Below are 25,675 nucleotides of genomic sequence, written 5' to 3'. Positions count from 1 at the left end.
AGAGTAACCCCCCTTCCCTCCTCCAATCAGGAGTTTGTCATGTCTGCCACTGCTCGTTATCTTCGTTTTATAACAATGCTTCTTGCTGTTGCCCTGCTAAGCGCATGCAGCCAATCCCCAGGGACCGGTGATGCCCAGAAAGCCCTTGAAGCGGAGATGCGCAACGCCCATTTGGACGGTCTGCTGGCTATTACCAACGTAGAAAAACTTAATGGCTATGAAGATGGTGAAGGCATATACACCGTAGAAGTCAGTTACAGCCTCGAAGCGGAGGAAGATCTGGGCACTTATACCAACCAGGTTAAAGGCAGCGAAGAACTTTCCGGTCTGGACCGATTCGCCATGATCATGGCCCTGAGCGCACTGCGTGTAGAACACGGTAACTTCAAAAAAGGCGATACTTTCCAGCGCCAACGGGTGATCCAGTTTCGGGATACAGAAAAGGGCTGGATGCCGTTGGAATAAAAAACCGCAACACGCTTCATGCTGCAACACTGGCAGGGTAAATGGCGTCCCATAACGACCACCCTGCCCGGTAGATTCCGTTAAAAGTGAACAGCGGAACAGAAAAGTGGGGGGCAATACGGCAATACCCCGCCCGCCATTCCTCCTGCACATTATCTTAGCGACGACGCCTCGCTTCGCGGGGCTCGCTCCCTCGATTGGATTTATTCGCTTGGCTCACCCTTCGAGCCGCACTATGTGCTTTAAGTCCGCTCCCGTTGATTCCTGCAAGGCTTTATAGAAAGACCGATGCGGTAGCTCGCAACAATTATTTATGCCCCGAAGCCAGCAGGCACTGCATCAACACCGCGTCTTCGTGACCATCGTGATCCTCACCCCGGCGGTAATAATTTTTGCGGATTCCAGATACCGTGAAACCCAGAGACTCGTACAGTGCCCGGGCGCTTTTGTTGCTTTCTCGCACTTCCAGGTAGATCACACTCATGGCGTCTTGCTGTGCAACCTGAATGGCTTGTTCCAGCAATCCTCGGGCCAGCCCCTGGCGCTGCCGGGCGGGCGCCACAGCGATGTTCAGCACATGGGTTTCATCAAGAACCCGCGACAAAATCAGAAATGCTACCGGCTGCCCTGCCGCCTCCACCACCTGACACAGATAATGATCATTACCGAGGCAATCGAGAAAGTGGTTACGGGTCCAAGGGGTCAACTGAGCGGCGTGTTCAATTTCCAGCACCGCCGGCAAATCCGATTCCTGCATGGCCCGAATCGGGCCGACAACATCAAACGCCATCGTAACCATGAGCCTGCATGGCTTGCCAGCTGGCTTTCTTGTGTTGGGCCGGATCAGCGAGCATTTCCGCCAGGCTGCTAATCACCAGCGCCGGTAGCTGGCCCAGTTCAAAAGGCTGATAGCGAGGTTGTTTAAACAAGGCTTCGGCCACCGCTTCCGGCAAGCACAACAACACCCGCTCTCCACCGCTCTGCTCACTAAGCCCAGCCACAAAAGCGGATAGCGCCTGAGCGGCTTCATCAGCCGGCATGGGCTGCTCGGTCAGCGGGCAAAAGAAACGACGCGGACGCTGTGGGCGCCCCTGGAACAAGGCCAACAAACTCGCCATCAGTGGCGCTTCGAACCGCCCCAGCCCTGGAGCCTGACTGTCTTCCTGGGCACATAGCAACCAGGTAGTGCCCCCCAGGTGCGCTTCCAGAGTGAACCTCAGGCCTGTGATTTTCTCTTTAGGCGGCGACGGAGCCGCAGTTGTTACCTGCTCCTCTTTTAAAGGAGCAGCAGGCTTGGAGGAGGAAGCCTTCGCCAACGCATCGGCAGCAAAGCCTGTGGGTGCTTGCTTCCCAGCAGCAAGAGCCGAATGGGAAACTGACGCAGAATGCTGTAGTGGCGCCTCTCCCTGCGCCACGGTCGTTACGGACACATCAACGGCAGGACCCGCCGGGGCCGCTGCACTATTCTGCTCTTCCTCCGGCCAGTCCAACGCCTGCGATGGCGCTGCACCGGGCAAAGGCACACGGGCCACCCAAGGCGTCAACCCCATGGCCTTCAAATAACTCTGCCGCTGCGCTTCGTTCATGAAGTGCCTCCGGTACCGCCAGACGCCGGACACACCACCCACCACGCAAGAAGAGCACCGCCGGCTCCCTTACCGTCAGGCCTCAGACATCCGACACCAAGCATCCCCTTCATACTCCCTCTAGCGCCTGGGGATGCGCCTTTTCTACGCCGGCGGCGAAGTGATTAAGGGCATTTAGGTAGGCTTTGGCTGACGCAGTAATAATATCAACATCGGCACCATGACCGTTGACGATACGACCGCCTTTCTCTAACCGCACAGTTACCTCGCCCTGGCTATCAGTACCGGCGGTAATCGCGTTCACCGAATACAACTGCAAGGTGCTGTGGCTGTCTGCCAGCTGCTCAATGGCCTTGAAGGCAGCATCGACGGGACCGGCACCAGTGGCCGTGGCGTCCTGCTCAACACCGTCAATAGCCATCACAATGCGAGCCTGCGGTGTTTCACCCGTGCGCGCCGTCGCCTCCAGCAACACCAGCTTGAAACGTTCCTGCTCCACCGCTCGCTTGGTGTCGCTGACCAATGCCTGAAGATCCTCATCAAACACTTCGTGCTTTTTGTCCGCCAAATCCTTGAAGCGCAAGAAGGCTTCGTTCATGGCCGCCTCAGACGCAAACACAACCCCCAGTTCATCCAGCCGAGCACGGAAAGCAGCACGTCCGGAATGCTTGCCCAGCACCATGCGGTTAGTGTGCCAGCCCACATCCTCGGCCGACATGATTTCGTAGGTTTCGCGGTGTTTGAGCACCCCGTCCTGATGAATGCCCGACTCGTGGGCAAAAGCATTGGCGCCAACGATGGCCTTGTTCGGTTGCACCGGGAAGCCGGTAATCTGCGACACCATTTTCGAGGTGGGCACGATCTCGCGAGCATTAATGCCGGTATCCACATTGAACAGGTCCTGACGGGTTTGCACCGCCATAACAATCTCTTCCAGAGAAGCATTGCCGGCCCGCTCACCTAGGCCATTGATGGTGCATTCCACCTGCCGCGCACCCGCCTGAACCGCTGCCAGAGAGTTGGCGACCGCCAACCCTAAATCGTTATGGCAATGCACGGAAAACACCGCCTTATCCGCATTGGGGATGCGCGTGAGCAACTGGCTAATGGTATCGCCAAATTGCTCGGGAATGGCATAACCCACGGTATCGGGGATGTTGATGGTACGCGCACCCGCATCAATCACCGCTTCGATGATGCGGCACAGGAAATCGATTTCGGAGCGGCCCGCATCTTCACAGGAAAACTCCACATCACCCATATGATTGCGGGCATGCTTCACCGCGGCCACCGCATGTTCGACCACCTGATCCGGCTCCAAACGCAGCTTATGCTGCATATGGATCGGGCTGGTGGCGATAAACGTATGGATACGCCCGGATTCAGCTCCGACCAGTGCTTCCGCCGCGCGGTCGATATCCGCCGCCTTGGCCCGCGCCAGCGAGCAAATGGTAGATTCGCGCACGGTGTCTGCAATGGCTTTCACCGAGCGGAAATCCCCTTGGCTGGCGATGGCGAAGCCGGCTTCGATGACGTCTACCCGCATGCGTTCCAGCGCCCGGGCGATGCGCAGTTTTTCATCCTGGTCCATGGTGGCACCGGGGCTCTGCTCACCGTCACGCAGGGTGGTATCAAAAATAATCAGGCGATCTTTGCTCATTGGATCTCTCGCAAATGTCCGGGGCTAATGGCTGGCCCCTTTTCACAGCAGGTTCAGGTATGTGCGCATTCTACACCAGCCGCAGGGTGCGCAGCACGGCCTCACGCAGGGCTTCCCCCGCTTCACGTCCGGCAATACCTTCCGCAAGCCGGAGCTTCTTGCCATCCACCTTGGCATACAGGGTCATGTACTCGGTCTTGCGGCCATTACTGGTGCTGCTCATGCCACTTTCCAGCACCAGCTGGTCGGCGTTAAGCAGCTGTCCCTCGCGGCGGAACAACACAATACCCAACCAGCGCCGTTGATTGCGCACCTCGCCACCACGCACCCAGGCATCCAACCGACGCGCCAGGGTATACAGGGTAGCAAGCACCATCGGGTAACCAATCAAACCGAAAATACTGCCCATGATATACAGCATGAAGCCTTCTTCTGCGGCCTGAACAAACAGGAAGGTGCCCACTGCAGCAAAGGCACAGCCAAACACCAGCAGCCCCAGCTTCATGCCCAGGTTGCGGCCAGCCCGACTGATCAGGTGCAGGCCCTCACTCGTCTGCTCTACCTCAATTTGCTGGTTGGCTGACTCCAGCGCATCCATTTTACGGTCTCGCTGATCTGCTTCTACATGAGAGTCAGGCAGCTCATAGCGGCTAGAGCCACTGCCCGCTTCCACGGGTACCTCCCAGCTTCGTTTCAGCGCACGTCCCTGAACCTGGCCATCCAGCTCCACACGCCAACGAATCCAGTCCTTTCGCCCACTCACACTCCGATCGCGCTCCCGCGTGGCCGGCTGATCCGCTGGTGCATCGAAACAAAATTGGATCTCGGTGCCACTTTGAACGGGGCGACACCAAGCCCGCTGCCGGTTCTGCCAGCGGATGCTTTCACGGGTTTTGCGGTCTTTTCCAGAACCGCTGTAATAACAACGGATACAGCTAAGCCAGACCGTCACCGACTGCTCAGCGGACAAGGCGCGACCCAACTGAATTGACCCGCCAACCTGTCCGCCGGCCTGGCCCGGTTGCGGATCCAGCGCCAGAGGGGTTGGACCAAAGAACCGGTAGTTATTGCGCATTCTCAAGCCCGCCAAAGCGATTCCAGCCCCGGCAAGCGGAAACAGAAGGACCAGCAAAATCATATAATTGCCACGGCTGACTTCCTTCCAGACCTCCAAATAGGCAGGAGACGGCAACAGAATAAACACGGCGCCAAAGCCCACCATAAGCCAGTGACCCGATTTCTCTCGGCTGCTGTATTGACCCGTCCCAGAGACCGTCTGAGGGTCTCTTCCCCGACGCATCAAGTACATCACCCCTGCACCCACCAAGGCAAAAACGCCGCCGAAGGTCAGCCCGAAAATGAGTGTGCTCCAACGAAAGGTTCGATCCAGATACGCCTGGGTTGGGTTGGACGGGTTCACCCAGGCTTGCAAGGCACGGTTGCTGGCACGGGCACGATCCAGCCGGCTGCTAAGCTGTTGCCAATAGTCACCCACATTATCACTGCCGCTATATAGCCCGACCTGATCGCTGGTGAAGGTCTGCCCCTGGTAGGAATACCGGTAACGGGCGGTGACGCTATAGGTGCTAGACCCATCAGAACGATGACGATGAAGTTCACTGCTAAGCACCGTGGCCGGCACCCGCTCCCACTGACCAGACAGCAGATACTTACCGACAGGGAGCAGCCCCACATACATCATCACCGCTAGCCCAGCGAATAGGAAAATGCCGCCAAACAGATACCCGCCAACGCCCGCTTTTTTATTCTCGTTTTGCTCTTCTATCGACAAAATACGATCCCCCCGTGATCAAACCCCAAAGCAACGCACCACTGACCGCACCATAAAGATGGGCGTTCACATACACCCGACCATCAATCCACCCTTGCAGGTAATCCACGTCATAGCCCGGCAAGTGCTCACTGATAATGCGCCCGATAATGACCGCCAACACGACTGAGTGCAGCACCGGATCCCCCCTCCACCCCATGAGCAAACAGAGCACCAGCAGCCCATGCAAGATACCCGACAGCCCCACATAATGTTGCAGTTGCGGATCCAATATCAGCAAAGCGACACCAGTGGTAATGCCACAGAACAACAGCCATGCCCACAAGCGGGCGCGATCCAGTAAATCTTCAAAAAAATAGCCACAGAGCAACAGCCCGCTCAAATTCAGCAGCAAATGCCAATGATTCAGATGCACAAGATGGCACGTAAGAATCCGCCACCACTGCCCCTGCTCAATCGCAACGCGATCGAATGCCAGCCAGGGGTTCACCCAGGAAGAGGCCAGCCCCAGCACAATCATCACGACCACCAACCAGGCGAAGTGCGGACGGAGTTTTTTATCTCTGGGTTGCATGCTATTGCCTGTCGAGGATGAACGGGTATTAAGCCACAACCCACAAGGCATGAGCTACAAGCCGCAGGATGGACGTGTACAAATTCTGACAGGGCGAAACCCGGGACCTAAATAAGCGGCACAACGCATCCGTTAGCGGCATGACCGCGACATCGAACCCGGCGGCAGCTTATAGCCTGAAAATTGTCTATGTCTTTAAAAAAGAAAACCCCGCACAAGGCGGGGTTCTCTTTGGAGCGTGTTAAGCGCTGATGATTTACATCATTCCGCCCATACCGCCCATTCCACCCATGCCGCCCATGTCTGGGGCACCGGCACCGGCGTTTTCTTCCGGCTTGTCCGCCACCATGGCTTCGGTGGTGATCATCAGGCCAGCAATGGAGGCCGCGGCCTGCAGAGCAGAACGGGTCACTTTGGCGGGATCGAGAATACCCATTTCCAACATGTCACCGTATTCACCGGAGGCTGCGTTGTAGCCGTAGTTACCTTTGCCATTACGCACTTCCTGCACAATCACGGACGCTTCCGCGCCGGCGTTATAGGCAATCTGGCGAAGCGGCATTTCCAGCGCACGGAAAGTCAGGGCAATACCGGCGTTCTGCTCGTCGTTGTCACCTTTGATGGCGCCAACATTGGCGAGAGCGCGAACCAGAGCAACACCGCCGCCCGGTACCACACCTTCTTCTACCGCAGCACGGGTAGCGTGCAGAGCATCGTCAACACGGGCTTTCTTCTCTTTCATTTCAATTTCGGTGGCAGCACCGATTTTGATTACCGCAACACCGCCAGCCAGTTTGGCCACGCGCTCTTGCAGTTTTTCCTTGTCGTAGTCTGAGGAAGAGTTTTCGATTTCCTTGCGGATTTGCTCCACACGGCCATCGATATCTGCCTGCTGGCCAGCGCCATCAACAATGGTGGTGTTTTCCTTGTCGATGTTCACTTTCTTGGCCGTACCCAGATCTTCCAGGGACGCATTTTCCAGGCTCAGGCCTACTTCTTCGCTGATGACGGTACCGCCGGTGAGGATGGCGATATCTTGCAGCATGGCCTTGCGACGATCACCGAAGCCCGGCGCCTTCACAGCGGCACACTTGATGATGCCGCGCATGTTGTTCACTACCAGAGTGGCCAGTGCTTCGCCTTCAATGTCTTCAGCGATAATCAGCAGCGGCTTGCCTGCTTTAGCCACATTTTCCAGGGCTGGCAACAGCTCACGGATGTTGGAGATCTTCTTGTCTACCAACAGGATGTACGGGTCTTCCAGCTCGACCTGCATCTTTTCCTGATTGTTGATGAAGTAAGGGCTCAGGTAACCGCGGTCAAACTGCATACCTTCAACCACGTCCAGCTCGTTCTGCAGAGACTGGCCTTCTTCAACAGTGATAACCCCTTCCTGACCCACTTTTTCCATGGCCTGGGCGATGATCTCACCAACAGATTTGTCGGCGTTGGCAGAGATAGTCCCTACCTGCTCAATGCTCTTGGTGTTGTCGCACGGAGTAGATAGCTTTTTCAGCTCTTCCACTACGGCCGCAACGGCTTGATCGATGCCGCGCTTCAGGTCCATGGGGTTCATGCCCGCGGTTACGGACTTCAGGCCTTCGTTCACGAACGCCTGAGCCAGCACGGTGGCGGTGGTGGTGCCGTCACCCGCTTCGTCGTTGGCCTTGGAAGCCACTTCCTTGACCATCTGCGCACCCATGTTCTCGAACTTATCTTCCAGTTCGATTTCGCGGGCAACGGAAACGCCATCTTTAGTGATGGACGGGGCGCCGAAGGATTTTTCCAGCACCACGTTACGGCCTTTCGGGCCCAAAGTTACTTTGACGGCGTCTGCCAGAATGTTGACGCCTTTAGCCATACGTTGACGGGCTTCGTCACGGAACAAAATTTCTTTAGCCATGCTTCTATACCTCTGCAATTCTTTACCCAGTAATGGGCTGAATGCCCTTGCGGGCGTTCGATGTCTGTCTGGAGCGGAACTGGGTTACCCGGGCTATTCGCCTTAAGCGCTGAGCCTTGCAACCCTTGGCCTTCGCAACTTAGCCTTCGACGACGGCCAGAATTTCAGCTTCGCTCATGATCAGCAGCTCTTCGCCTTCCACCTTCACGGTGCTGCCGGAGTATTGGCCGAAGATCACCGTATCACCGGCTTTTACGTCCAGCGGACGCACATCGCCATTTTCGGTGATTTTGCCATTGCCCACGGCGATAACTTCACCACGGGACGGCTTCTCGGCAGCGGAACCAGGCAGCACAATACCGCCAGCAGATTTGGTTTCTTCCTCTTCACGGCGAACCAGCACGCGATCATGCAAAGGACGGATGCTCATTTTTCCTTAAACTCCCAGTTAGTTCTTCGACACCCGAGTCGGCACAATGGCCGGACTCAATAGTCAGAATTAGCACTCTCATGAGTGGAGTGCTAATCATAGTAAGGACACCAGAACAGTCAACAAGAAATACCGGCACTGGCCAATGATTCCCTTTGCCTGCCTGTTGGCCGTGGAATGGGGTCGCCACGGCGGGATTCAAGAGCTGGAGAGGAAAAAATCTCCCGGAACAGATCCCCGCGCCACGGCTACACTGCGCTTGCGCACGCCACCGGGCGAATACCGTCAATCATGCCGCGCTCTGCCAGCCACTGTGCTGTCCGCCCTCCATACCAACGGCGCCACCGCACTGCCGTGCCAATAAATACACAATCGGGCTTCTGCTTCCTGGTGCATTCAACGCCCGCTCATCCGTTTCCCGTTTTGCTGCAGGCCTGAGCAATCCGGTCATTGGCCTGCCTCCTGCGCCTCACCATAATCCGTTGCACCATGAACCGACACTGTAAGGAATCACCATGGAATTGAACCAGAAAGTGATTGTTGTAACCGGCGCCGGCCGTGGCTTGGGCCGTGGCATCGCCACCTTTTTTGCTGGTAAAGGCGCCCGGCTAGCCTGTGTGGATCTTAACCAGGAAGACTTGGATGCCACCGTAGCCGCCTGCGAAGCGGCCGGTGGCGAAGCACGCGCCTACCTGGCCAATGTGGCCAAAGAAGAAGAAGTGGAAGCGCTGTTCAACAATGTGGTGGCCGATTTCGGCACCCTGCACGGTCTGGTCAACAACGCGGGCATAACCCGCGATGGGCTACTCATTAAAGCCAAAGAAGGTGAATTGATCAGTAAAATGAGCTTGCAACAATGGCAAGCCGTGATCGACGTGAACCTGACAGGGGTGTTCCTGTGTGGCCGGGAAGCCGCCGCCAAAATGGTGGAAACCGGCGTCGAGGAAGGCGTGATCGTGAACATTTCATCCCTGGCCCGTCATGGCAGCTTTGGCCAAAGCAACTACTCTGCTGCCAAGTCAGGGGTAGCGGCCATGGCCGAGGTGTGGGCGAGAGAACTGGCCCGCTACAACATCCGTACCGGGGCGGTAGCACCGGGCACCATCAATACCGACATGCTAGCAGCCATGAAACCGGAAGCCCGCGATCGGTTGGTGCAGGCGGTACCGCTCAAGCGCTTGGGTGAAGCGGAGCACATTGCTCGCAGTGTGGCCTTCATTTTCGAGACCGACTATTTCACCGGTCGCTGCATCGACATGGATGGCGGCCTGCGCTGAGCGGCAAGCCAGCATGATGTTCTGGCTAAATAAAAGGGCAAGCCTTCGCGGCCACCCTTTTATTTTTTCCGCCTTTCCTTGTAGCTGGAAGCTTGTCGCTTGAGGCTATAGCCCCATGAATCCAGAATTCCGAGAGGCCGTTTACCAGATTGTTGCGGCCATCCCACCGGGCAAAGTCAGCAGTTATGGCGCTGTGGCTCGCCAGGCGGGCTTTCCGCGCCATGCTCGTTTTGTCGGCCGGTTGATGAGCCAGTTACCCGAGGATACCCGTCTGCCCTGGCACCGGGTGTTGCGCTCCGACAGACACATTGCCTTAGTCGGCACACCCGCAGGGCAGATTCAAACACAACGATTACGTGACGAAAATATTCCGGTAATAAATGATCGCGTGCCCAAGCCTTATTTTCTTGCCCCACAATGAACCTAGATCGCTCCGCAGGAACAAAGCGTCTATGATGAGTCTTTCCCTCATCCGCAATACCCGCCAAGAGCCCTATGCCCTCACAATCTTCTAGCTGGCAGCAATCCCTGAAGGCCTTCCTGCACCCCCGTGTAGCGACCATGTTCTTTTATGGTTTTTCAGCGGGTATTCCTCTGCTACTAATTTTTTCCTCGCTATCACTATGGCTGCGCGAGGCCGGCATCGACCGTTCCACTGTCACCTACTTCAGCTGGGCAGCGCTGGCGTATTCATTTAAGTTTCTCTGGGCACCACTGATTGACCGCTTGCCTGTGCCGGCCCTTACGCGCTGGCTAGGCCGACGGCGGGCCTGGTTGCTGGTGGCACAACTGGCCGTTGCCGCTGCTATTTTCAGCATTTCCCTGGTCGACCCAACCCAACCTGGCGCCCTGAATTTGATGGCCTTTGCGGTAGTGCTGCTGGGCTTCACCGCCGCTACCCAGGATGTGGTGATCGATGCTTACCGGATTGAATCTGCCGGAGCGGAATTGCAGGCGATGATGTCTTCGTCCTATATCGCCGGCTACCGCATCGGCATGCTCACCTCCGGAGCCGGCTCACTGGTGTTGGCCAGCTGGCTCGGCTCCACCAGTGAGTCTTACCGCTATGCCGCCTGGCAAAACACCTATGCCCTCATGGCGCTAACCATGCTGGTCGGTGTCATCACTACCCTGATCATTCGTGAGCCGGCCAATCCCAGACCTTCAAACGCACACTACAGCAGCCGCCAATACCTCAAGTTCTTAACCCTGTTTGTGGCGGGCATCGCCGCCTTCGTGACGGTGTACGTGCTCACCGCTGGAGCGGCCTCCGCACTGCGGCAAACGCTGACTGACGCGATGAACAACGGCGCCTTATCCGGCCTGGTGGTGGAAACCCTTAGGTTGGCTCTGGCAATCACTCTGGTGGCCGCATTACTCAAGACTCTCTCCCTGACACCGCTGTATGACCAAAAACTGGTGCAAGAAAGCTACCTCGACCCGGTGAAGGATTTTTTCCAGCGTTATGGCAAACGCCTGGCATTGTTGCTGCTGGTATTCATAGGATTTTATCGCGTTTCCGATATTGTCCTTGGCGTTATTTCCAACGTCTTCTTTGAAGACATGGGTTTCACCAAAAACGAAATTGCCGGGGTGGTAAAAACCTTTGGTCTATTCATGACTATCGCCGGGGGTTTTCTGGGCGGCCTGCTGGCCATGCGTCACGGTGTCATTCGGGTACTTTACCTCGGCGCCTTTCTCACCGTAGCCACCAATCTGCTGTTTCTGTGGCTGGCCTATGCAGGCCACGATATCCGCATCCTCTATGCGGTGATCTCCGCCGACAACCTCACCGCGGGCCTGGCCAGTGCCGCCTTTGTGGCCTTCCTTTCCCAGCTCACAAATGTGTCCTTCACTGCCGTGCAGTACGCTATCTTCAGCTCATTGATGACCTTGTTACCGAAAACCATTGGCGGTTATTCCGGCAGCATGGTGGACAACTTGGGCTACCCGGGCTTCTTCCTGCTGGCCAGCCTGATGGGCGTGCCAGTGTTGGGCCTGATCTACCTGATTCAGCGACATAGCGCTTTTAAGGACTAACCCCACCATAAATCACCGCCCATCGGCTACTTTTCAATCAATTCACAAACCGGCTATAGTGCGGGCCTACAAACAATAAGAAATCCGATGACCGTTTCTGAACTCGATATCTTGGTGGTAGACGACGCCCGTTTCTCCGCCGCCGTGGTCAATCGCACTCTGGCCACCGCCGGCTATACCGGCATCCGCCAAGCTCAAAGCGCCCACGACGCCCTTGCCCAGCTGTCCAAAAAACCGGCAGATCTGGTGGTTGCCGACTGGTTGATGCCGGGCATGGACGGTCTGGAATTAACCCGTCGCATTCGCCAGAACGACGAAGCCAACAACCGCTACACCTATGTGCTGCTACTCACCGCTCGCGAAGGGGTGGACGCTCTGCAACAGGCTTTCGATCAGGGCGTCGATGACTTTGTTTCCAAATCCGCCATGACCGAGCAGCTGCAACACCGGGTGATGGCCGCCGACCGCATTATCCAGCGCCATAACCGAGTACAAACCGACTACCAGCGCATGTTAACCGTGAATCGTCAGCTCAAGCGTCAGGCACTGATCGATCCGCTCACCGGATTCGGCAATCACCAGGATGCCCTGCGGGCCTTGGACAGCACCCTCAAGCACGCGGAGAAACGCGGCGGAGCCGCCTGCATGCTACTGATGCGCGTGGAAGAATTCGAGCAGCAGCAACGTAAGCGTGGCAACAAAGTCATGCAACAAGCCGTACTCGCCTTCAGCCGCCGGTTGCGCCAATCCGTGCGGCCCATGGATCACCTCTGTCGCCTGCAGCAAGATCACTTTGCGCTGATCACCCATCAACCCCACTTGAACCACTGCGATCCCGCTAGTTTTCGGCGCCTGTACGACAACTTAAACCACCGCGCCTACCAGACCGTCGCCGGCTTCCTCAACCTGCAAGTCAGCATCGCTATGGTCGCCTCAGAAGGCAGCAGCAACCCGAAGACAATGCTCGACCAGACCAGTCTGAAACTGGAACAGGCGCTGGCAGAAAAGCGTATTGTGGCCACCGTCGCAGATAGCTAACGGCTTGCTTCGGCTTAGAAACCATCAGCGGTTTACCCTTACAGCACACTGCCACACGCTTGCCCACCACAGAGAAAAACCTCCTTTTCCTTTGCTACAGGGCTTACTATTTCTCCATGACTGAACCTCTTCCCCACTGGTATCTGCTCGGTGCCGGCAACATGGGCACACTAGCGGCCTGGTATCTGGCCCGTGCGGGGCATGCCGTCAGCGTCGTTACCAATAGCCCGCGATCGCCACTGTACAAGCGGCTTATCTTTGCTGATCAAAGCATGTCGCTCACCCTGCCCTGCGTCAGCCCAGCCGAGCTGCCCGCGGCCATTAAGCATGTGCTGGTAGCCAGTAAAACGCCCTACACGGATTCAGCGTTACAGAGGGTGAAAGGCCATCTCAATAACGAGACACAGGTGCTGCGCTTCCAAAATGGGGTAGGCGCGCTGGCTGGCCGGCTCCCTTCAGGCTCCGTCATGCTGGAGGCGATTACCACCAGTGCAGTAAAAGGGCAATCGCCACAGCACACCATCGTGGCGGAAAATGCCACGTGGATCGGCGGCACTCCGCAACCGCCTGAATGGTTTGAAGGCCTTCAAATTCACTGGCCCAACCTGCACTGGGAAGCGGACATACGCCTAGTTCAATGGAGGAAACTGGTGGCCAACGCGGTAATCAATCCGCTCACCGCCTTGTACGATGTACCTAACGGCGCACTCATGAACGACCCCACCCTGCTAGACCAAGCCCGAACCCTGTGCGGCGAAGCCGACGCCCTGCTGACAATACTAGACTCGCAGTGGCCCGGGGATTCATTCACGGCCGTGCTACAGGTGATCCGCGAGACTGCCAACAACACCTCCTCCATGCGCGCAGATTGTCAGCGGGGTGCCACGACGGAAATCGAGGCCATCAATGGCTGGTTACTCCGCCAGGCGGAAGCCCAGGGCATGGACCTGCCCAGCCATCAACGGCTAGTTGAGGCACTCACATCCAAGCCCTAACAGGCGGTTGAAAAGCCCTTTGCATGCTCAGCCTTTCAGGTTAACTCGCAATCTTATGGTCTCTTCAGGGCGGGTCAGGTGTGCAAAGGGCTTTTCAACAGCCTGCTAAGCGCCAACCTCTGGTAAGCTCCCCTGCGAGAAGACCCCATTGTTCGGAGGATAAATGTCCACTCGCCGCTCTACTCACCAACGTGCGCTTTTTATACCCGCAGCTGCCAGCTTGCTATTAACTGTCCCGCTTGCGGGTATCGCCAACGAAGCCGAGAGCACATCGGACACCGCTCCCGGCCGCCATGCTCTGGGCACCGTAAAGGTCAGTGGCGCCAGCAACAGCAGCTTGGCAGGTGAGCTCCCCACCGGTACCGTGGTGATCGACCGAGAAGCCATCGACAGCCTACCGGCAACGAACCTTGCGGAAGTGCTGGACAGCGTAGGCGGCCTGCAAAGCAGCCGCCTGTATGGCATCAACGGCAGCAGAACCAGTGTAGACCTGCTCGGTTTCGGCGCCACCGGTAACCAAAACACCCTGATCCTGTTGAACGGTCGCCGGCTATCCAACATCGATCAAGCCCCGCCGCAACTAACCGGTCTCCCCCTTGCGGCCATTGAGCGCATCGAAGTGTTGCCTGGGGCCGGAGCCGCCCTGTACGGCAACGGCGCTGTAGGCGGGGTGGTCAACATTGTTACCCGCCGCCACTACCGCAATAGTGCCGGGGTGGAAATCCACAGCGGCAGTTACAACAACGTGGGCGGCAATGTTTATGCCACCGGCAACCATGACAACGTGAGTGGAGCCGTGGCCCTGAGCACGCAGGACAGCGACAGCTATCGGGACAACAACGCCCTGCGCAACGACAGCGCCTTCGCCGATCTGCGTTACCATCAAGACCGCTTTGAAGCGTATTTCACTGCCAACGGCGAGACACAATCCCTGGACCTACCCGGTGGCCGCGATCCACGAGCATTCAACAATGACCCGCAAGGCGCCGATACCCCCGACGATGAAGCCGAACAGGAAAGCTACTGGCTGATGCCTGGCGTACGTATTGGCATGGCCGGCAACACTGCCCTGACCCTAGACGCCAGCCGCCGCCGTCAAACCCAGGAATACCGCTACCCCTCCGGCGGTTTCAATGGTGAATCCGTGGTCGACAGCTACAGCTTTACCCCCAAGCTAGAAGGCCAGACCGCCACCGGCAGCGCTATCCATAACTGGACCTTAGGCTTCGATCTGCACGAATACGATTACACCAGCCGCACCAATTTCAATTTCGGCGATCGTGAGCTAGAACAGAGCCAGCGTGCTTGGTACGTGCATAACCTGGTTAGCCTAACCCCGAAACTGTCTGTCAGCGCCGGCGCCCGCCATCTGGAAAGTACGCTCAGCGGAGAAGGTGCCGACAAGGAACAAGACGGTGAAATGTACGAGGGGGGCATCCGTTATACGTTCACTGGCAACTTAGCCCTTTTCGCCGGCGCCCAGCGCAGTGTGCGAATCGCCAACGTGGATGAGCTTTCGCCCTTTAATCCGCCCGCTGATCCACAAACTGGCCACAGTTACACCACCGGGGCCAGCTGGTCGCAAGGACGTCAGCATTCCACCCTCACCTTCTGGCGTGCCGAAATCGATAACGAAATTGTTTACGACCCCATCGCTTTCGCCAACCGCAATCTGGATGATCGGACCATTCATAAAGGCGTTAGTATCAACTCCCATTGGCAGCTGGATAAAGATATCACCTTCACCGCTAATGCCAGCGCCCAACAAGCCCGCTTTGATGGCGGACCATTCAGCGGCAACGATGTGCCCCTGGTACCCGAACACACCATGAAGTTAATCGCCGACTGGCAGGCGCTATCCTGGCTATCCGCCCAGATCAGCCACCGCTATGTGGGCGACCGACACTACGATGCTGACCTGGACAACGAATACCGCAAGTTGGACCACTATCGCACCACTGATCTGCAACTGACTGCCCGCTATCGCAAACTCTATCTCAAAGCCGGTGTCTACAATCTGGAAGATAACGTGAACGCCGACTACGGTAACTACAATCCGGCCAGCAGCAGCGCGGTACTCTACCCGCTGCCAGAACGCCATTACCGAGTTGCACTGGGCATGGAGCTGTAATGAGTGACACCAATAAAACCGGAAACCTCGACAAGACCCGCATCAACCGGGTTATAACCCGCACCGGCGATGCCGGCGAAACCGGACTGGCCGACGGCTCTCGAGTAAGCAAACATGACCCTCGCATTGTGGTTCTCGGCGAGCTCGACGAACTGAATAGCGCCCTTGGGGTGTTACGCGCACGCCCGCAGGATGCAGATTTGGATGCGTTGTTGGGTTTAATACAGCAAATGCTGTTCGACATCGGCGGCGAACTGGCGATTCCCGGCCACAGGGTAATCGATGATCATGACCTGGTAGAGATGGAATCCCAAGCCGATACTATCAATGCCGAGCTGCCACCACTGAAAGAGTTTGTCCTTCCCGGTGGGCATCCTGATGCCGCCTGGTGCCACCACTGCCGCACTGTGGCGCGCCGACTGGAGCGCCACGTGATAGCCCTGCGCGACGCCGACGAAGACGCGGTCAATCCCGTGAGTCAGGCGCTGATCAACCGGCTTTCCGACCTGCTCTTTGTTATGGCACGGCTGATCAACCTGCGCCACGAGCACCCTGAAACTTTGTGGATTCCCAAAGCGGACCGCTAAGTGCGCGCCACATGCCCGATGCTTGAGGCCAAACATGAAAACAAAGCGCCCATTCCTGTGCGTTTCTTTGTCTGGCTTCGGGCGTGTGGCTTTGTATTATGGAAAGATTGTGCAAACCGGCCCACCTCTAACGCTAGCGCGCTACACTGAATGCCCTGACTGATGATGTAGCGCCATGGGCATTCGTAATAAGCTGTTTCTGATTTTCCTGGGCACCTTTCTGGTTCTTATCCTAGCCGCCAGCGGATTCTATTATCTGTCTTTCGTGCGTAGCCTCGACACTTACTTGGACGAACGCCAGCAATCCCAAGTGGAACGGCTGGCCAACCACCTGGGCAACCTGTACCAACAGCAGGGCTCTTGGCAATTTCTTCGCGATGACCCCCGTCGCCTCAAACGGCTTTACTGGCTAGCCGGGGATCGAGAGGAAGGAAAAGACGAGCGCGGCGATCACCGCCGCCTGCAATTGCTCGATGCCCACAAGCGTGTGTTGTTTGGCCCGCCTGCCCCGAAAAAATACCGTATTGACGTTCCTATCCAAGATAACAACCGCATCGTGGGCTATCTAACCTACCCAGACCAGGAAGCTATTCGCGACAAACTAGATCGCCGATTCATGGGCCGGCAGCTTCGCTTTGCCCTGTGGATGCTCTGTGTGGGGCTTGCCTTATCTCTACTGGTCTCCTGGCTGCTGGCCCGCCATCTGGTGGCACCAATTCTGGCGCTCTCACGCCATACAAGAGAATTACAGGAAGGTAACTACGACTCTCGCCTGGCCAGTGATCGACGGGATGAACTCGGCACCTTGACCCGTCAGGTCGACCAGCTCGCCGAACGGCTCGACCAGGGCCAACAGGCCCGTCAGCGTTGGTTCTCAGATATCGCCCATGAACTGCGTACTCCGGTAGCTATTCTGCAAGGCGAGCTAGAAGCACTTTGCGATGGCATACGACCATTGAATCAGGAAAGCCTGAAAGGATTAGAAAGTGAGGTCGCTCAACTTACCCACCTGATTAACGACCTGCACGATCTGGCGTTGGCCGACGGTGGCAATCTACGCTACCAGTTCCGTTTGGAAGACCTGAGCAGCCTGATAGAAGACGTTCTCGACAGTTATCACAGTTCGTTCGCACAACGTGGCATCACCTGTAGAACCGCCTTACCCGACCAAGCTCTGATCCAGCAGGATCCTGTGCGCCTGCGGCAGTTACTGGATAACCTGTTCCAGAACAGCCTCAAGTACACCGCCGACGGCGGCGAGCTATCGGTGTCCCTGCGCCAACAGGAAGACAATACCTGGCAATTGACGGTGGACGACAGCGCCCCTGGCGTCTCCGACGATGCCCTACCTAAACTGTTTGATCACTTGTACCGAGTTGAGAGCTCGCGCAATCGCCGCACCGGCGGGTCGGGCCTGGGGCTGGCCATTTGCCAACGCATTGTCCAAGCCCACGGCGGAGTGCTTCATGCAGAGCACAGCCCTCTGGGTGGGGTTCGTATCCATATTTCGTTACCGGGACATGCCCTATGAGCCACATCCTGATCGTAGAAGATGAGCCTCGCCTGTCACAGCTTGTGGCAGATTATCTACATCACGCTCATTTTCAGACAAAACAAACAGACAGCGCCAAAGCTGCCATGGCCATGGCCATGGCCCATGAGCAATCCTTTCAAGCAATCATACTAGACTTGATGCTACCCGACGGAGATGGCATGGAGGTGTGCAAGACCATCCGCCAATACAGCAATGTACCGATTATTATGGTCACTGCCCGGGTAGATGAAGTGGACCGGCTACTGGGACTAGAACTGGGCGCAGATGATTACCTCTGCAAACCCTTCAGCCCTCGCGAACTGGTGGCCCGGGTGAAAGCGGTGCTACGACGCGCCAATCCCGACTTGCCCGAACAAGAGCACAGCTTGCAACTGGACGAGGAACGCTACGAAGCCATTCTCAAACAACCACAGGGCCAGCAACGCATCGGCCTTACCGCTATTGAATTTGCCTTGCTGAGCACCCTCTCTCGACAGCCCGGCCGTATCTGGTCCCGAGACCAGCTAATGGACGAGATCTACAACGATCACCGTGTGGTTTCCGACCGCACCATCGACAGCCACATTCGCAAACTGCGCCGCAAGCTCAGCGACCGCGACGAACAGTCCCATGACTGGATTGGCAGTGTATACGGAGTAGGGTATCGGCTGGAAACGCCTTGAGAACGAGCTACGAGCTACGAGCTACGAGCTACGAGCTACGAGCTACGAGCTACGCAGTATGAGACAAGACCGGGACCTCAACGCAAACATTAAAAATCGGGTTTATGATCTTTTCCTCGCAACTAGAAGCTCGCCGTTAATGGCTACTCTTCCTTATTTCCTGCATATTCCTTGCACCTTGTTCCGTAATACTCTCTCCATCACATTCAAGGACTCAATGGAGTCACAAGGAGAGAGCCCCATGAAAAAGATCGCTATCGTTATTCTCGCTGTTTTTGCCACCTCCGCCTTTGCCATGGGTCCCGGTCACCGGGGCGGGGAAAAGATGGTGGAGCACATGACCAAAAAACTGGAATTGACCGATGCGCAAAGCGCCCAAATGACGACGGTCTTTGAAGAGCAGGGTAAAAAAATGAAAGCCTTGCACGATGAGACCCAGGCAAAAATCAATGCACTACTGACACCCGAGCAGCAAGAAAAGCTGGCCCAAATGCAAGAAGACCGTAAAGAGCGCCGCGACGACCGCCACGAAAAGCGCAAAGAGCGTTAATCAATAACGCAGCACCACTAACAAGGAAGGCCTTCATATGAAGGCCTTCCTTGTTTATGCAGATCACGTAGGTTTTCGCAATGTCACGTATCTACTCCTCAACCATTTTCACAGCAGTGCCTGGCGCATATCCGTCAATAGTTGGCTCAAATAAGTCGTGAATCGCGCTGCGGCCGCGCCATCAATGACACGATGATCGTAGGACAGGCTCAACGGCAGAATCAGCCGCGGCTGGAACTGGGTCCCATCCCACACCGGCTGTGTGTCAGAACGACTCACACCGAGTATCGCCACTTCCGGCCAGTTCACAATCGGCGTAAATGCCGTGCCACCGATACCGCCCAGGGACGAAATACTGAAGGTCCCACCTTTCATGTCGGCGGGGGTCAGTTTGCGATTACGGGCTTTCTCTGCCAGCTCCCCCATCTCCAGGGCAATATCCTTCAACCCTTTCTTGTCCGCATCCTTGATCACCGGCACAACCAGGCCGTTGGGGGTATCCACCGCGATACCAATATTGATATAGCCCTTCTCAATCAAGGCTTCGCCACTGTTTTCCAGCGAGCTGTTGAAACGGGGGAATTCCTTCAAAGCTCGGGCACAGGCAGCCACCAGAAATGCCAACATGGTCAGCTTGACGCCTTCACGTTCAAGACGTTTATTCTGGTTTTTACGGAATGCTTCCAGGTCGGTGATATCCGCATTGTCATGCTGAGTCACATGGGGAATGGTCAGCCAAGAACGCGTCAAGTTCTGGGCAGAAACTTTGCGCAGCTTATTCAGCTCAACTCGATCAATACCACCAAACTGACTGAAATCGATATCCGGCAAGTCTACCGCCAGCCCACCGCCAGCGCCGCCGGCCGGTGGCGACCCTTCCAGACGTTGTTTCACATAAGCATGCACATCGTCTTTGAGAATTCGGTCTTTCGGGCCTGTGGCGCTGACCTGGGATAAATCCACCCCAGTCTCACGGGCCAGCTTACGCACCGCCGGCCCCGCATGAACAGGCGTCGAAGGAGGAGCACCGGTATTGCCCGATTGCGCTCGGGAAGGTGAAGGGGAAGCCTTTTTCTCCGCGTCTCTCTTTGCGTCTCTCTTTGCTTCTTTCTCAACGTTTTTGCCTGCGCTTTCTTTACCGGAGGCATTGGTCTTTCCAGCATCGCCACCTTCTTCACGATCAGGCTCTTCTTTGTCGTCTGCTGCCGAGGCAGAATCTGAACTACCGGCAACCGCCAGTGTAATCAGTGCATCACCAGTGCCAACCTTGTCGCCGACGCTAACGCTGACCGATTCTACCTTGCCGGCTTTGGGCGACGGAATTTCCAGCGACGCCTTGTCCGATTCCACCACCACGATGACCTGCTCTTCCTCGAGTTCGTCACCCACGGCCACATTCACTTCGATAATCTCGGCCCCATCAATATCACCGAGATCTGGCACTTTCACGGTTTCCGTGCTGCTTGCCGCCTGCTCTGTGGGTTGGTTGGCTTTCTCGCTGGCTTCCGGGTTGTCCTGTTTGTCCTGCTCACTGGGCGGCTTTGCCTGGGGTTCTTTTTTCTTATCTTTAGCCTGATTGTCAGCCGTTCTCCCAGCTTCATTTTCCTTGCCATCATCTCCTTTGGATTCAGAGTCCGAGGCGTCATCGTCCTCCTCGGCATCCAACTCCAACACCACATCACCTTCCTTCACCCGATCGCCTACCTTCACACTGATAGAAGCAATGGTGCCGCCCTGAGGTGCAGGCACTTCCACCGTAGCCTTGTCAGATTCGATGACAATAATCGTATCTTCGGCGCTAATGGTATCGCCGACTTTCACGCTGATCTCGATGATATCAACAGGATCACTGCTGCCCACATCGGGAACATGAATTTGCGTTTTACTCACACCTTGACTCCTTATAGTGAGATCACTGATCGGTAATCAGTGACGGGTGCGATCAATGCATCACCGGATAGGGTTTATCCGTGTCGATGCCATATTTCTCGATAGCCTGCTTCACCACCGCAGCTTCAACCTTGCCCTCTTTGCGCAAGGCATTCAGTGCCGCCAGCACCACGAAGTAACGGTCCACTTCAAAGAAATGGCGTAACTTCTGACGCGAGTCACTGCGCCCGAACCCATCGGTGCCCAACACCGAGTACGGAGCTTTCACCCAAGGGCGGATCTGGTCCGCGAAAGCGCGCATGTAATCGGTAGACGCAATCACCGGGCCAGTACGACCCTCCAGGCATTTTTCTACCCAGTTTAGCGTGCGGTCCTTCTCCGGATTTAGCATGTCATCACGGTCCATGCGAAGACCTTCACGGCGCAGTTCGTTGAAGCTGGTGACGCTCCACACATCCGCCGCCACACCAAAGTCCTCTCGCAATAATTCTGCAGCGGCTTCCACTTCGCGCAGTATCGTGCCACTACCCAATAACTGAACCCGAGGAGTTTTCTTGGTTTTCGGTTTGCCTTCGCGCAACAGATACATGCCCTTGCGGATGCCTTCTTCCGCGCCCTCCGGCATGGCACCGTGCACGTAGTTTTCATTCATCAGGGTCAGGTAATAGAACACCTTCTCGTTGTCCTCATACATGCGTCTGAGGCCATCCTGAAGAATGACTGCCAGCTCATAGCTGTAGGTGGGGTCGTAGCTGACACAGTTGGGCACGGTGCTGGCGAGGAGGTGGCTGTGGCCATCCTGGTGTTGCAGGCCTTCACCGTTGAGGGTGGTTCGCCCGGCAGTGGCCCCCAACAGGAAGCCCCGCGCTTGCGAATCCCCCGCCGCCCAAGCCAGATCGCCTACACGCTGAAAGCCGAACATGGAGTAATAGATGTAGAACGGAATCAACGTGAAGTCATGAACGCTGTAGCTTGTGGCCGCTGCCAGCCAACCGGACATGGCGCCCGCTTCGTTGATGCCTTCTTCGAGAATGCGACCCTTCTTGTCTTCCCGGTAGTACATCACCTGGCCGGCATCTTCCGGTTCGTATTTCTGACCACCGGATGAGTAAATCCCTAACTGGCGAAACAGCCCTTCCATGCCGAAGGTCCGTGCTTCATCGGGCACAATCGGCACCACGCGCTCACCGATCTGCTTGTCCTTGATCAGCGTGCTCATCATGCGCACGAAGGCCATGGTGGTGGAGATTTCCCGATCACCACTGCCTTCAAGGAAATTGGCAAACACATCCAGCCCAGGGATGGTTAATTGCTGACTAGCCTTCTGCCGGCGCACGGGCATATAGCCGCCCAGCTTGTCGCGCTGCTCTTTCATATAACGCAGCTCAGCGGAATCCGCCGCCGGGCGGTAGTAGGGCACGTCTTCCAACTGTTCATCGGTGAACGGCATGTCGAAGCGGTCACGAAAATCCTTCAGGCTTTCCAGGTCCAGCTTCTTCATCTGGTGAGCCTTATTGACGGCTTCTCCGGCACCGGTCGCATAGCCTTTTACGGTCTTGGCCAGAATCACCGTGGGCCGCCCCGTATGTTTCACCGCCGCATCATAAGCCGCATACACCTTGAACGGATCGTGGCCGCCCCGGTTCAGGCGATACACGTCATCGTCACTCATATGCTCGACCAGTTTCTTTAGCTCCGGGTTCTCGCCAAAGAAATGTTCGCGCGTGTAAGCCCCACCGTTTTTCTTGTAGGCCTGATATTCGCCATCCACACATTCTTCCATGCGGCGGCGCAGCAGGCCTTCGCTGTCTTTCTCCAGCAGCGGATCCCACAGGCGGCCCCACACGACCTTGATCACGTTCCAGCCCGCACCACGGAACACACCTTCCAGTTCCTGAATGATCTTGCCATTGCCGCGCACCGGGCCATCCAGCCGCTGCAGATTGCAGTTCACCACAAACACCAGGTTATCCAGTTTTTCTCTGCCTGCCAGGCCGAGGGCACCGAGGGATTCGGGTTCGTCCATTTCTCCGTCACCAAGAAATGCCCAGACCTTGCGGTTATCCTTTTGGATTAACTCTCTGTTTTGCAGGTACTTCATGATATGGGCCTGATAAATGGCCTGAATCGGCCCCAGCCCCATGGATACAGTGGGGAATTGCCAAAAGTCCGGCATGAGCCAAGGGTGCGGATAGGACGAAAGCCCTTTACCATCCACTTCCCGGCGGAAATTATCCAACTGCTCTTCACTGATGCGCCCTTCCAAATAGGCCCGCGCGTACACGCCCGGTGCCGAATGCCCCTGAAAGAACACCAAATCGCCTTCGTTTTCTTCACTGGGGGCACGGAAGAAATGGTTAAACCCCACATCGTAAAGCGTGGCAGAGGAGGCAAAGGAGGCAATATGGCCACCCAACTCATCATCGTTATCGATGTTCGCCCGCATGACTGTGGCCATGGCATTCCAGCGAATCAGAGAGCGAATTCGGCGCTCCATGAACATGTCACCGGGAATGGCGGCTTCGTCTTTGGGCGCAATAGTATTCAGGTATGGCGTATTAAGGTGGGTACGATAAACGCCTTGCTCCTGGGCTTCGTTGGTGATGGCGTCGAGTAGCCAAGCGGCTCGCTCTGGTCCCTCGCGCTCGACAACCGATTCCAGGGCTTCGAGCCATTCTCGGGTTTCTGCCGGATCAACGTCATCAAAAAAACTGCGTTTTTGCATGGGCGTGCATCCTTTTCGCGTTGCCAAGCGCCGTCGCAGGATCACTGCAACGACGCTGAAAAGAGACCCAAAGGGTGGCTGGGCCTGAGATCTGTGGTCTCGCTGTACCGGACGGAGGCGAAGCAACATGATTGCCGCGTTACCGGTGACGCTTATACTAGCGCTGCAGACCGGTTGCCGGTCAAGTTGGCCAATGACGAAAAAAATCAGCCTTCACAATATATGAACCATTTATCCCTGTTGTTTCGCTATCTTGAACCCGGCACCGACAAACGCGAATTCGACCAATGCCAGCTCTTTTGAGTCTTTCCTCGTTACCCATAAAGCCACTCGACAAGACAGGCTACCTCATCATTTTCACAGCAATATAATCCACAGCGCGGCCACAATCAGCCAGATGGCGACGCAGCGCAGCAGCAAGCCCTGCAGCCCCTCCAGCTGATCCATGGCGACGTTCAACGTGGCGGAGGAAGCCGCACTGTCTTCTTCTCTCGCTACGTTAGCCACGGACAACAGCAATGAAGCGGGCGGGTGCAACTGCCACCAACTACCACGCATCTGGTTCATCACCGCGCTGAAACCGCCAGCCAATGCCATGCTGAGAATCAGCAGCTGTCGAGCGGGAAAGCGTAACCAGTCATCCAGTGTCTGTTGCCAAGGAGAATCCCCTTCGCTGCAATGACGCCGCTGGCGTTGCAGCCAAGCATGATTCATCACCACCAGGAACGCGGCACCAAACCCCAATAACACTAACCAGAATATCGCCACAAAAAGACGTTCCTCCCGCGCCAGAATCTGCTCGTTCAATTGCTGGTGATAGGCCGGGTCTCCGGGCACCCCATCCACAGAAAACTCGTCTGTGGCCAAGGCTGCAAAACCTTCAGGATCATTCATGCGGCCGCGCACCAGTAGCTCATCCACATGACGAAACTCGCTGTAACTACCGATCAACCAAAGCAGCAAAGGGGTGCCCAACCCCAGCACCAGCAGCTGCCCCCAAAAACCCGATAACCAACACGCACCCCAGCCAATCAGCACAGCCGGCAACAGCACCGCGCCCCACCAAACACGGCCCGGCTGTCCAATGTGGTTACCACACCGTTGCAACCAGCACTGGTGCCGCTCATCACCTGCCAGCAAGCTGGGCCAGCCAGTGTCCATCCGGCGTAACCCCATGACCACAATCAAAACAATAAATTTCATGCTGTTTGCTCCTTAAGTGCGGCCAACTGCTGACGATAACGCTGCCAGTCGAAGGCAGGGCCCGGATCGGTTTTTCTCCCCGGGGCGATGTGCTCATGGCCGGTAATACGGGTGTCAACAATAGCAGGATAGTGATGCTGCAAAAGCCCCGTAAGCGCAACAAGCGTAACGTACTGGGCGGTTTCGTAAGGCATTGTGTCGGTACCTTCCAGCTCAATGCCGATGGCAAAGTCGTTACAATTCTCACGGCCTTGAAATGTCGAGAGCCCGGCATGCCAAGCCCGCTTATCGCACGGCACAAACTGCACCAGGCTGCCATCGCGACGAATCAAGAAATGAGACGACACCGTCAGCTGGTGGAGGGTTTCAAAATAAGGATGTTGCGCTGGATCAAGGCAGTTCTGAAACAACGCCTGAATATGGCCACTACCAAATTGGCCCGGGGGCAAGCTAATGTTGTGAATCACCAGCAGGGAGATATCAGCAGGATCGGGGCGATCGTTGAAATTAGGGGAAGGGCACCACTGTGCCTGGTCGACTCGATGTTCGGAAAGGGTAAGCACCCGCGCAAGCTCCTTTTACCTGCGCCTAAGGAAGCCGGTGCTGCACTTT

The 25,675-nt window shown here is 56.4% G+C and carries 22 protein-coding genes and 1 pseudogene; 12 read left to right on the top strand and 11 right to left on the bottom strand.

Annotation, left to right across the window (positions count from 1 at the left end):
- Positions 1-39 precede the first annotated feature (39 nt).
- Positions 40-465, top strand: a complete 426-nt coding sequence (locus ABNH10_RS14265; protein WP_349386560.1) for a hypothetical protein — start codon at positions 40-42, stop codon at positions 463-465.
- A gap of 307 nt (positions 466-772) precedes the next feature.
- Here ABNH10_RS14265 and rimI read toward each other — a convergent pair whose 3' ends face one another.
- From rimI to ABNH10_RS14230, 7 genes are all read right to left on the bottom strand, one after another.
- The gene (gene rimI, locus ABNH10_RS14260) at positions 773-1,255 is read right to left on the bottom strand and encodes a ribosomal protein S18-alanine N-acetyltransferase (protein WP_035460689.1); all 483 of its coding nucleotides are present in this window, start codon (positions 1,253-1,255) and stop codon (positions 773-775) included.
- Entirely contained in the window at positions 1,245-2,051 is an 807-nt protein-coding gene (locus ABNH10_RS14255) for a hypothetical protein (RefSeq protein WP_349386559.1), read from the bottom strand. The genes rimI and ABNH10_RS14255 overlap by 11 nt, the downstream gene beginning before the upstream one ends.
- Before the next feature lie 109 nt (positions 2,052-2,160).
- Positions 2,161-3,711: a 2-isopropylmalate synthase gene (locus tag ABNH10_RS14250; protein WP_349386558.1), complete on the bottom strand. Its 1,551-nt coding sequence runs from the start codon at positions 3,709-3,711 to the stop codon at positions 2,161-2,163.
- Positions 3,712-3,781: 70 nt separating this feature from the next.
- Positions 3,782-5,503 (bottom strand): DUF3592 domain-containing protein, encoded by a 1,722-nt coding sequence (locus ABNH10_RS14245; RefSeq protein WP_349386557.1) that lies wholly within the window; start codon positions 5,501-5,503, stop codon positions 3,782-3,784.
- Positions 5,475-6,077: a rhombosortase gene (gene rrtA / locus ABNH10_RS14240; protein WP_349386556.1), complete on the bottom strand. Its 603-nt coding sequence runs from the start codon at positions 6,075-6,077 to the stop codon at positions 5,475-5,477. Before rrtA ends, ABNH10_RS14245 begins: the two co-directional genes overlap by 29 nt.
- A gap of 256 nt (positions 6,078-6,333) precedes the next feature.
- Complete coding sequence (gene groL, locus ABNH10_RS14235) at positions 6,334-7,980, bottom strand: chaperonin GroEL (RefSeq protein ID WP_349386555.1); 1,647 nt, start codon at positions 7,978-7,980, stop codon at positions 6,334-6,336.
- A gap of 139 nt (positions 7,981-8,119) precedes the next feature.
- Positions 8,120-8,410, bottom strand: a complete 291-nt coding sequence (locus ABNH10_RS14230; protein WP_349386554.1) for a co-chaperone GroES — start codon at positions 8,408-8,410, stop codon at positions 8,120-8,122.
- A gap of 515 nt (positions 8,411-8,925) precedes the next feature.
- Between ABNH10_RS14230 and ABNH10_RS14225 the strand changes: the two genes are divergently transcribed.
- The 11 genes and pseudogenes from ABNH10_RS14225 (at position 8,926) to ABNH10_RS14180 (ending at position 19,245) form a co-directional block, all read left to right on the top strand.
- Positions 8,926-9,687 carry an SDR family oxidoreductase gene (locus tag ABNH10_RS14225; RefSeq protein ID WP_011587917.1) on the top strand — a complete coding sequence of 254 codons (762 nt, stop codon included), beginning with the start codon at positions 8,926-8,928 and terminating at the stop codon, positions 9,685-9,687.
- A 115-nt stretch (positions 9,688-9,802) separates the two neighbouring features.
- Positions 9,803-10,108, top strand: coding sequence for an MGMT family protein (locus ABNH10_RS14220; protein WP_349386553.1), 306 nt, complete (start codon positions 9,803-9,805; stop codon positions 10,106-10,108).
- Positions 10,109-10,182: 74 nt separating this feature from the next.
- Entirely contained in the window at positions 10,183-11,727 is a 1,545-nt protein-coding gene (locus ABNH10_RS14215) for an AmpG family muropeptide MFS transporter (RefSeq protein ID WP_349386552.1), read from the top strand.
- An 87-nt stretch (positions 11,728-11,814) separates the two neighbouring features.
- Positions 11,815-12,765, top strand: coding sequence for a GGDEF domain-containing response regulator (locus ABNH10_RS14210; protein WP_349386551.1), 951 nt, complete (start codon positions 11,815-11,817; stop codon positions 12,763-12,765).
- Between the two features lie 116 nt (positions 12,766-12,881).
- Positions 12,882-13,760, top strand: a complete 879-nt coding sequence (locus ABNH10_RS14205; protein WP_349386550.1) for a ketopantoate reductase family protein — start codon at positions 12,882-12,884, stop codon at positions 13,758-13,760.
- Between the two features lie 163 nt (positions 13,761-13,923).
- Positions 13,924-15,891 carry a TonB-dependent receptor plug domain-containing protein gene (locus ABNH10_RS14200; protein ID WP_349386549.1) on the top strand — a complete coding sequence of 656 codons (1,968 nt, stop codon included), beginning with the start codon at positions 13,924-13,926 and terminating at the stop codon, positions 15,889-15,891.
- Positions 15,891-16,478: a cob(I)yrinic acid a,c-diamide adenosyltransferase gene (locus tag ABNH10_RS14195; RefSeq protein WP_288368011.1), complete on the top strand. Its 588-nt coding sequence runs from the start codon at positions 15,891-15,893 to the stop codon at positions 16,476-16,478. Before ABNH10_RS14200 ends, ABNH10_RS14195 begins: the two co-directional genes overlap by 1 nt.
- A 175-nt stretch (positions 16,479-16,653) precedes the next feature.
- Positions 16,654-18,009 carry an ATP-binding protein gene (locus ABNH10_RS14190; protein ID WP_288368010.1) on the top strand — a complete coding sequence of 452 codons (1,356 nt, stop codon included), beginning with the start codon at positions 16,654-16,656 and terminating at the stop codon, positions 18,007-18,009.
- A pseudogene (locus ABNH10_RS16300) lies at positions 18,006-18,290 on the top strand (response regulator); the annotation flags it as partial. The gene ABNH10_RS14190 and the pseudogene ABNH10_RS16300, both read left to right, overlap by 4 nt.
- Positions 18,291-18,335: 45 nt before the next feature.
- Positions 18,336-18,695: a winged helix-turn-helix domain-containing protein gene (locus ABNH10_RS16295; RefSeq protein ID WP_502877139.1), complete on the top strand. Its 360-nt coding sequence runs from the start codon at positions 18,336-18,338 to the stop codon at positions 18,693-18,695.
- Between the two features lie 241 nt (positions 18,696-18,936).
- Positions 18,937-19,245 (top strand): hypothetical protein, encoded by a 309-nt coding sequence (locus ABNH10_RS14180; protein ID WP_349386547.1) that lies wholly within the window; start codon positions 18,937-18,939, stop codon positions 19,243-19,245.
- Positions 19,246-19,353: 108 nt separating this feature from the next.
- Here ABNH10_RS14180 and aceF read toward each other — a convergent pair whose 3' ends face one another.
- From aceF to ampD, 4 genes are all read right to left on the bottom strand, one after another.
- A complete protein-coding gene (aceF, locus tag ABNH10_RS14175; protein WP_349386546.1) occupies positions 19,354-21,135 on the bottom strand; it encodes a dihydrolipoyllysine-residue acetyltransferase in 1,782 nt (593 codons plus the stop codon).
- Positions 21,136-21,187: 52 nt separating this feature from the next.
- A complete protein-coding gene (gene aceE / locus ABNH10_RS14170) occupies positions 21,188-23,860 on the bottom strand; it encodes a pyruvate dehydrogenase (acetyl-transferring), homodimeric type (protein ID WP_349386545.1) in 2,673 nt (890 codons plus the stop codon).
- Positions 23,861-24,217: 357 nt separating this feature from the next.
- Positions 24,218-25,063: a hypothetical protein gene (locus ABNH10_RS14165; RefSeq protein ID WP_288368005.1), complete on the bottom strand. Its 846-nt coding sequence runs from the start codon at positions 25,061-25,063 to the stop codon at positions 24,218-24,220.
- A complete protein-coding gene (ampD, locus tag ABNH10_RS14160) occupies positions 25,060-25,626 on the bottom strand; it encodes a 1,6-anhydro-N-acetylmuramyl-L-alanine amidase AmpD (protein WP_288368004.1) in 567 nt (188 codons plus the stop codon). The genes ABNH10_RS14165 and ampD overlap by 4 nt, the downstream gene beginning before the upstream one ends.
- Positions 25,627-25,675: the final 49 nt, after the last annotated feature.

Origin of the sequence: Alcanivorax sp. (genome assembly GCF_040119285.1) — a bacterium.
In the GTDB taxonomy this organism is placed as follows: Bacteria; Pseudomonadota; Gammaproteobacteria; order Pseudomonadales; family Alcanivoracaceae; genus Alcanivorax.
Note: the sequence above shows the minus strand (reverse complement) of the source record. Positions and strands in the feature narration are given on the sequence as shown.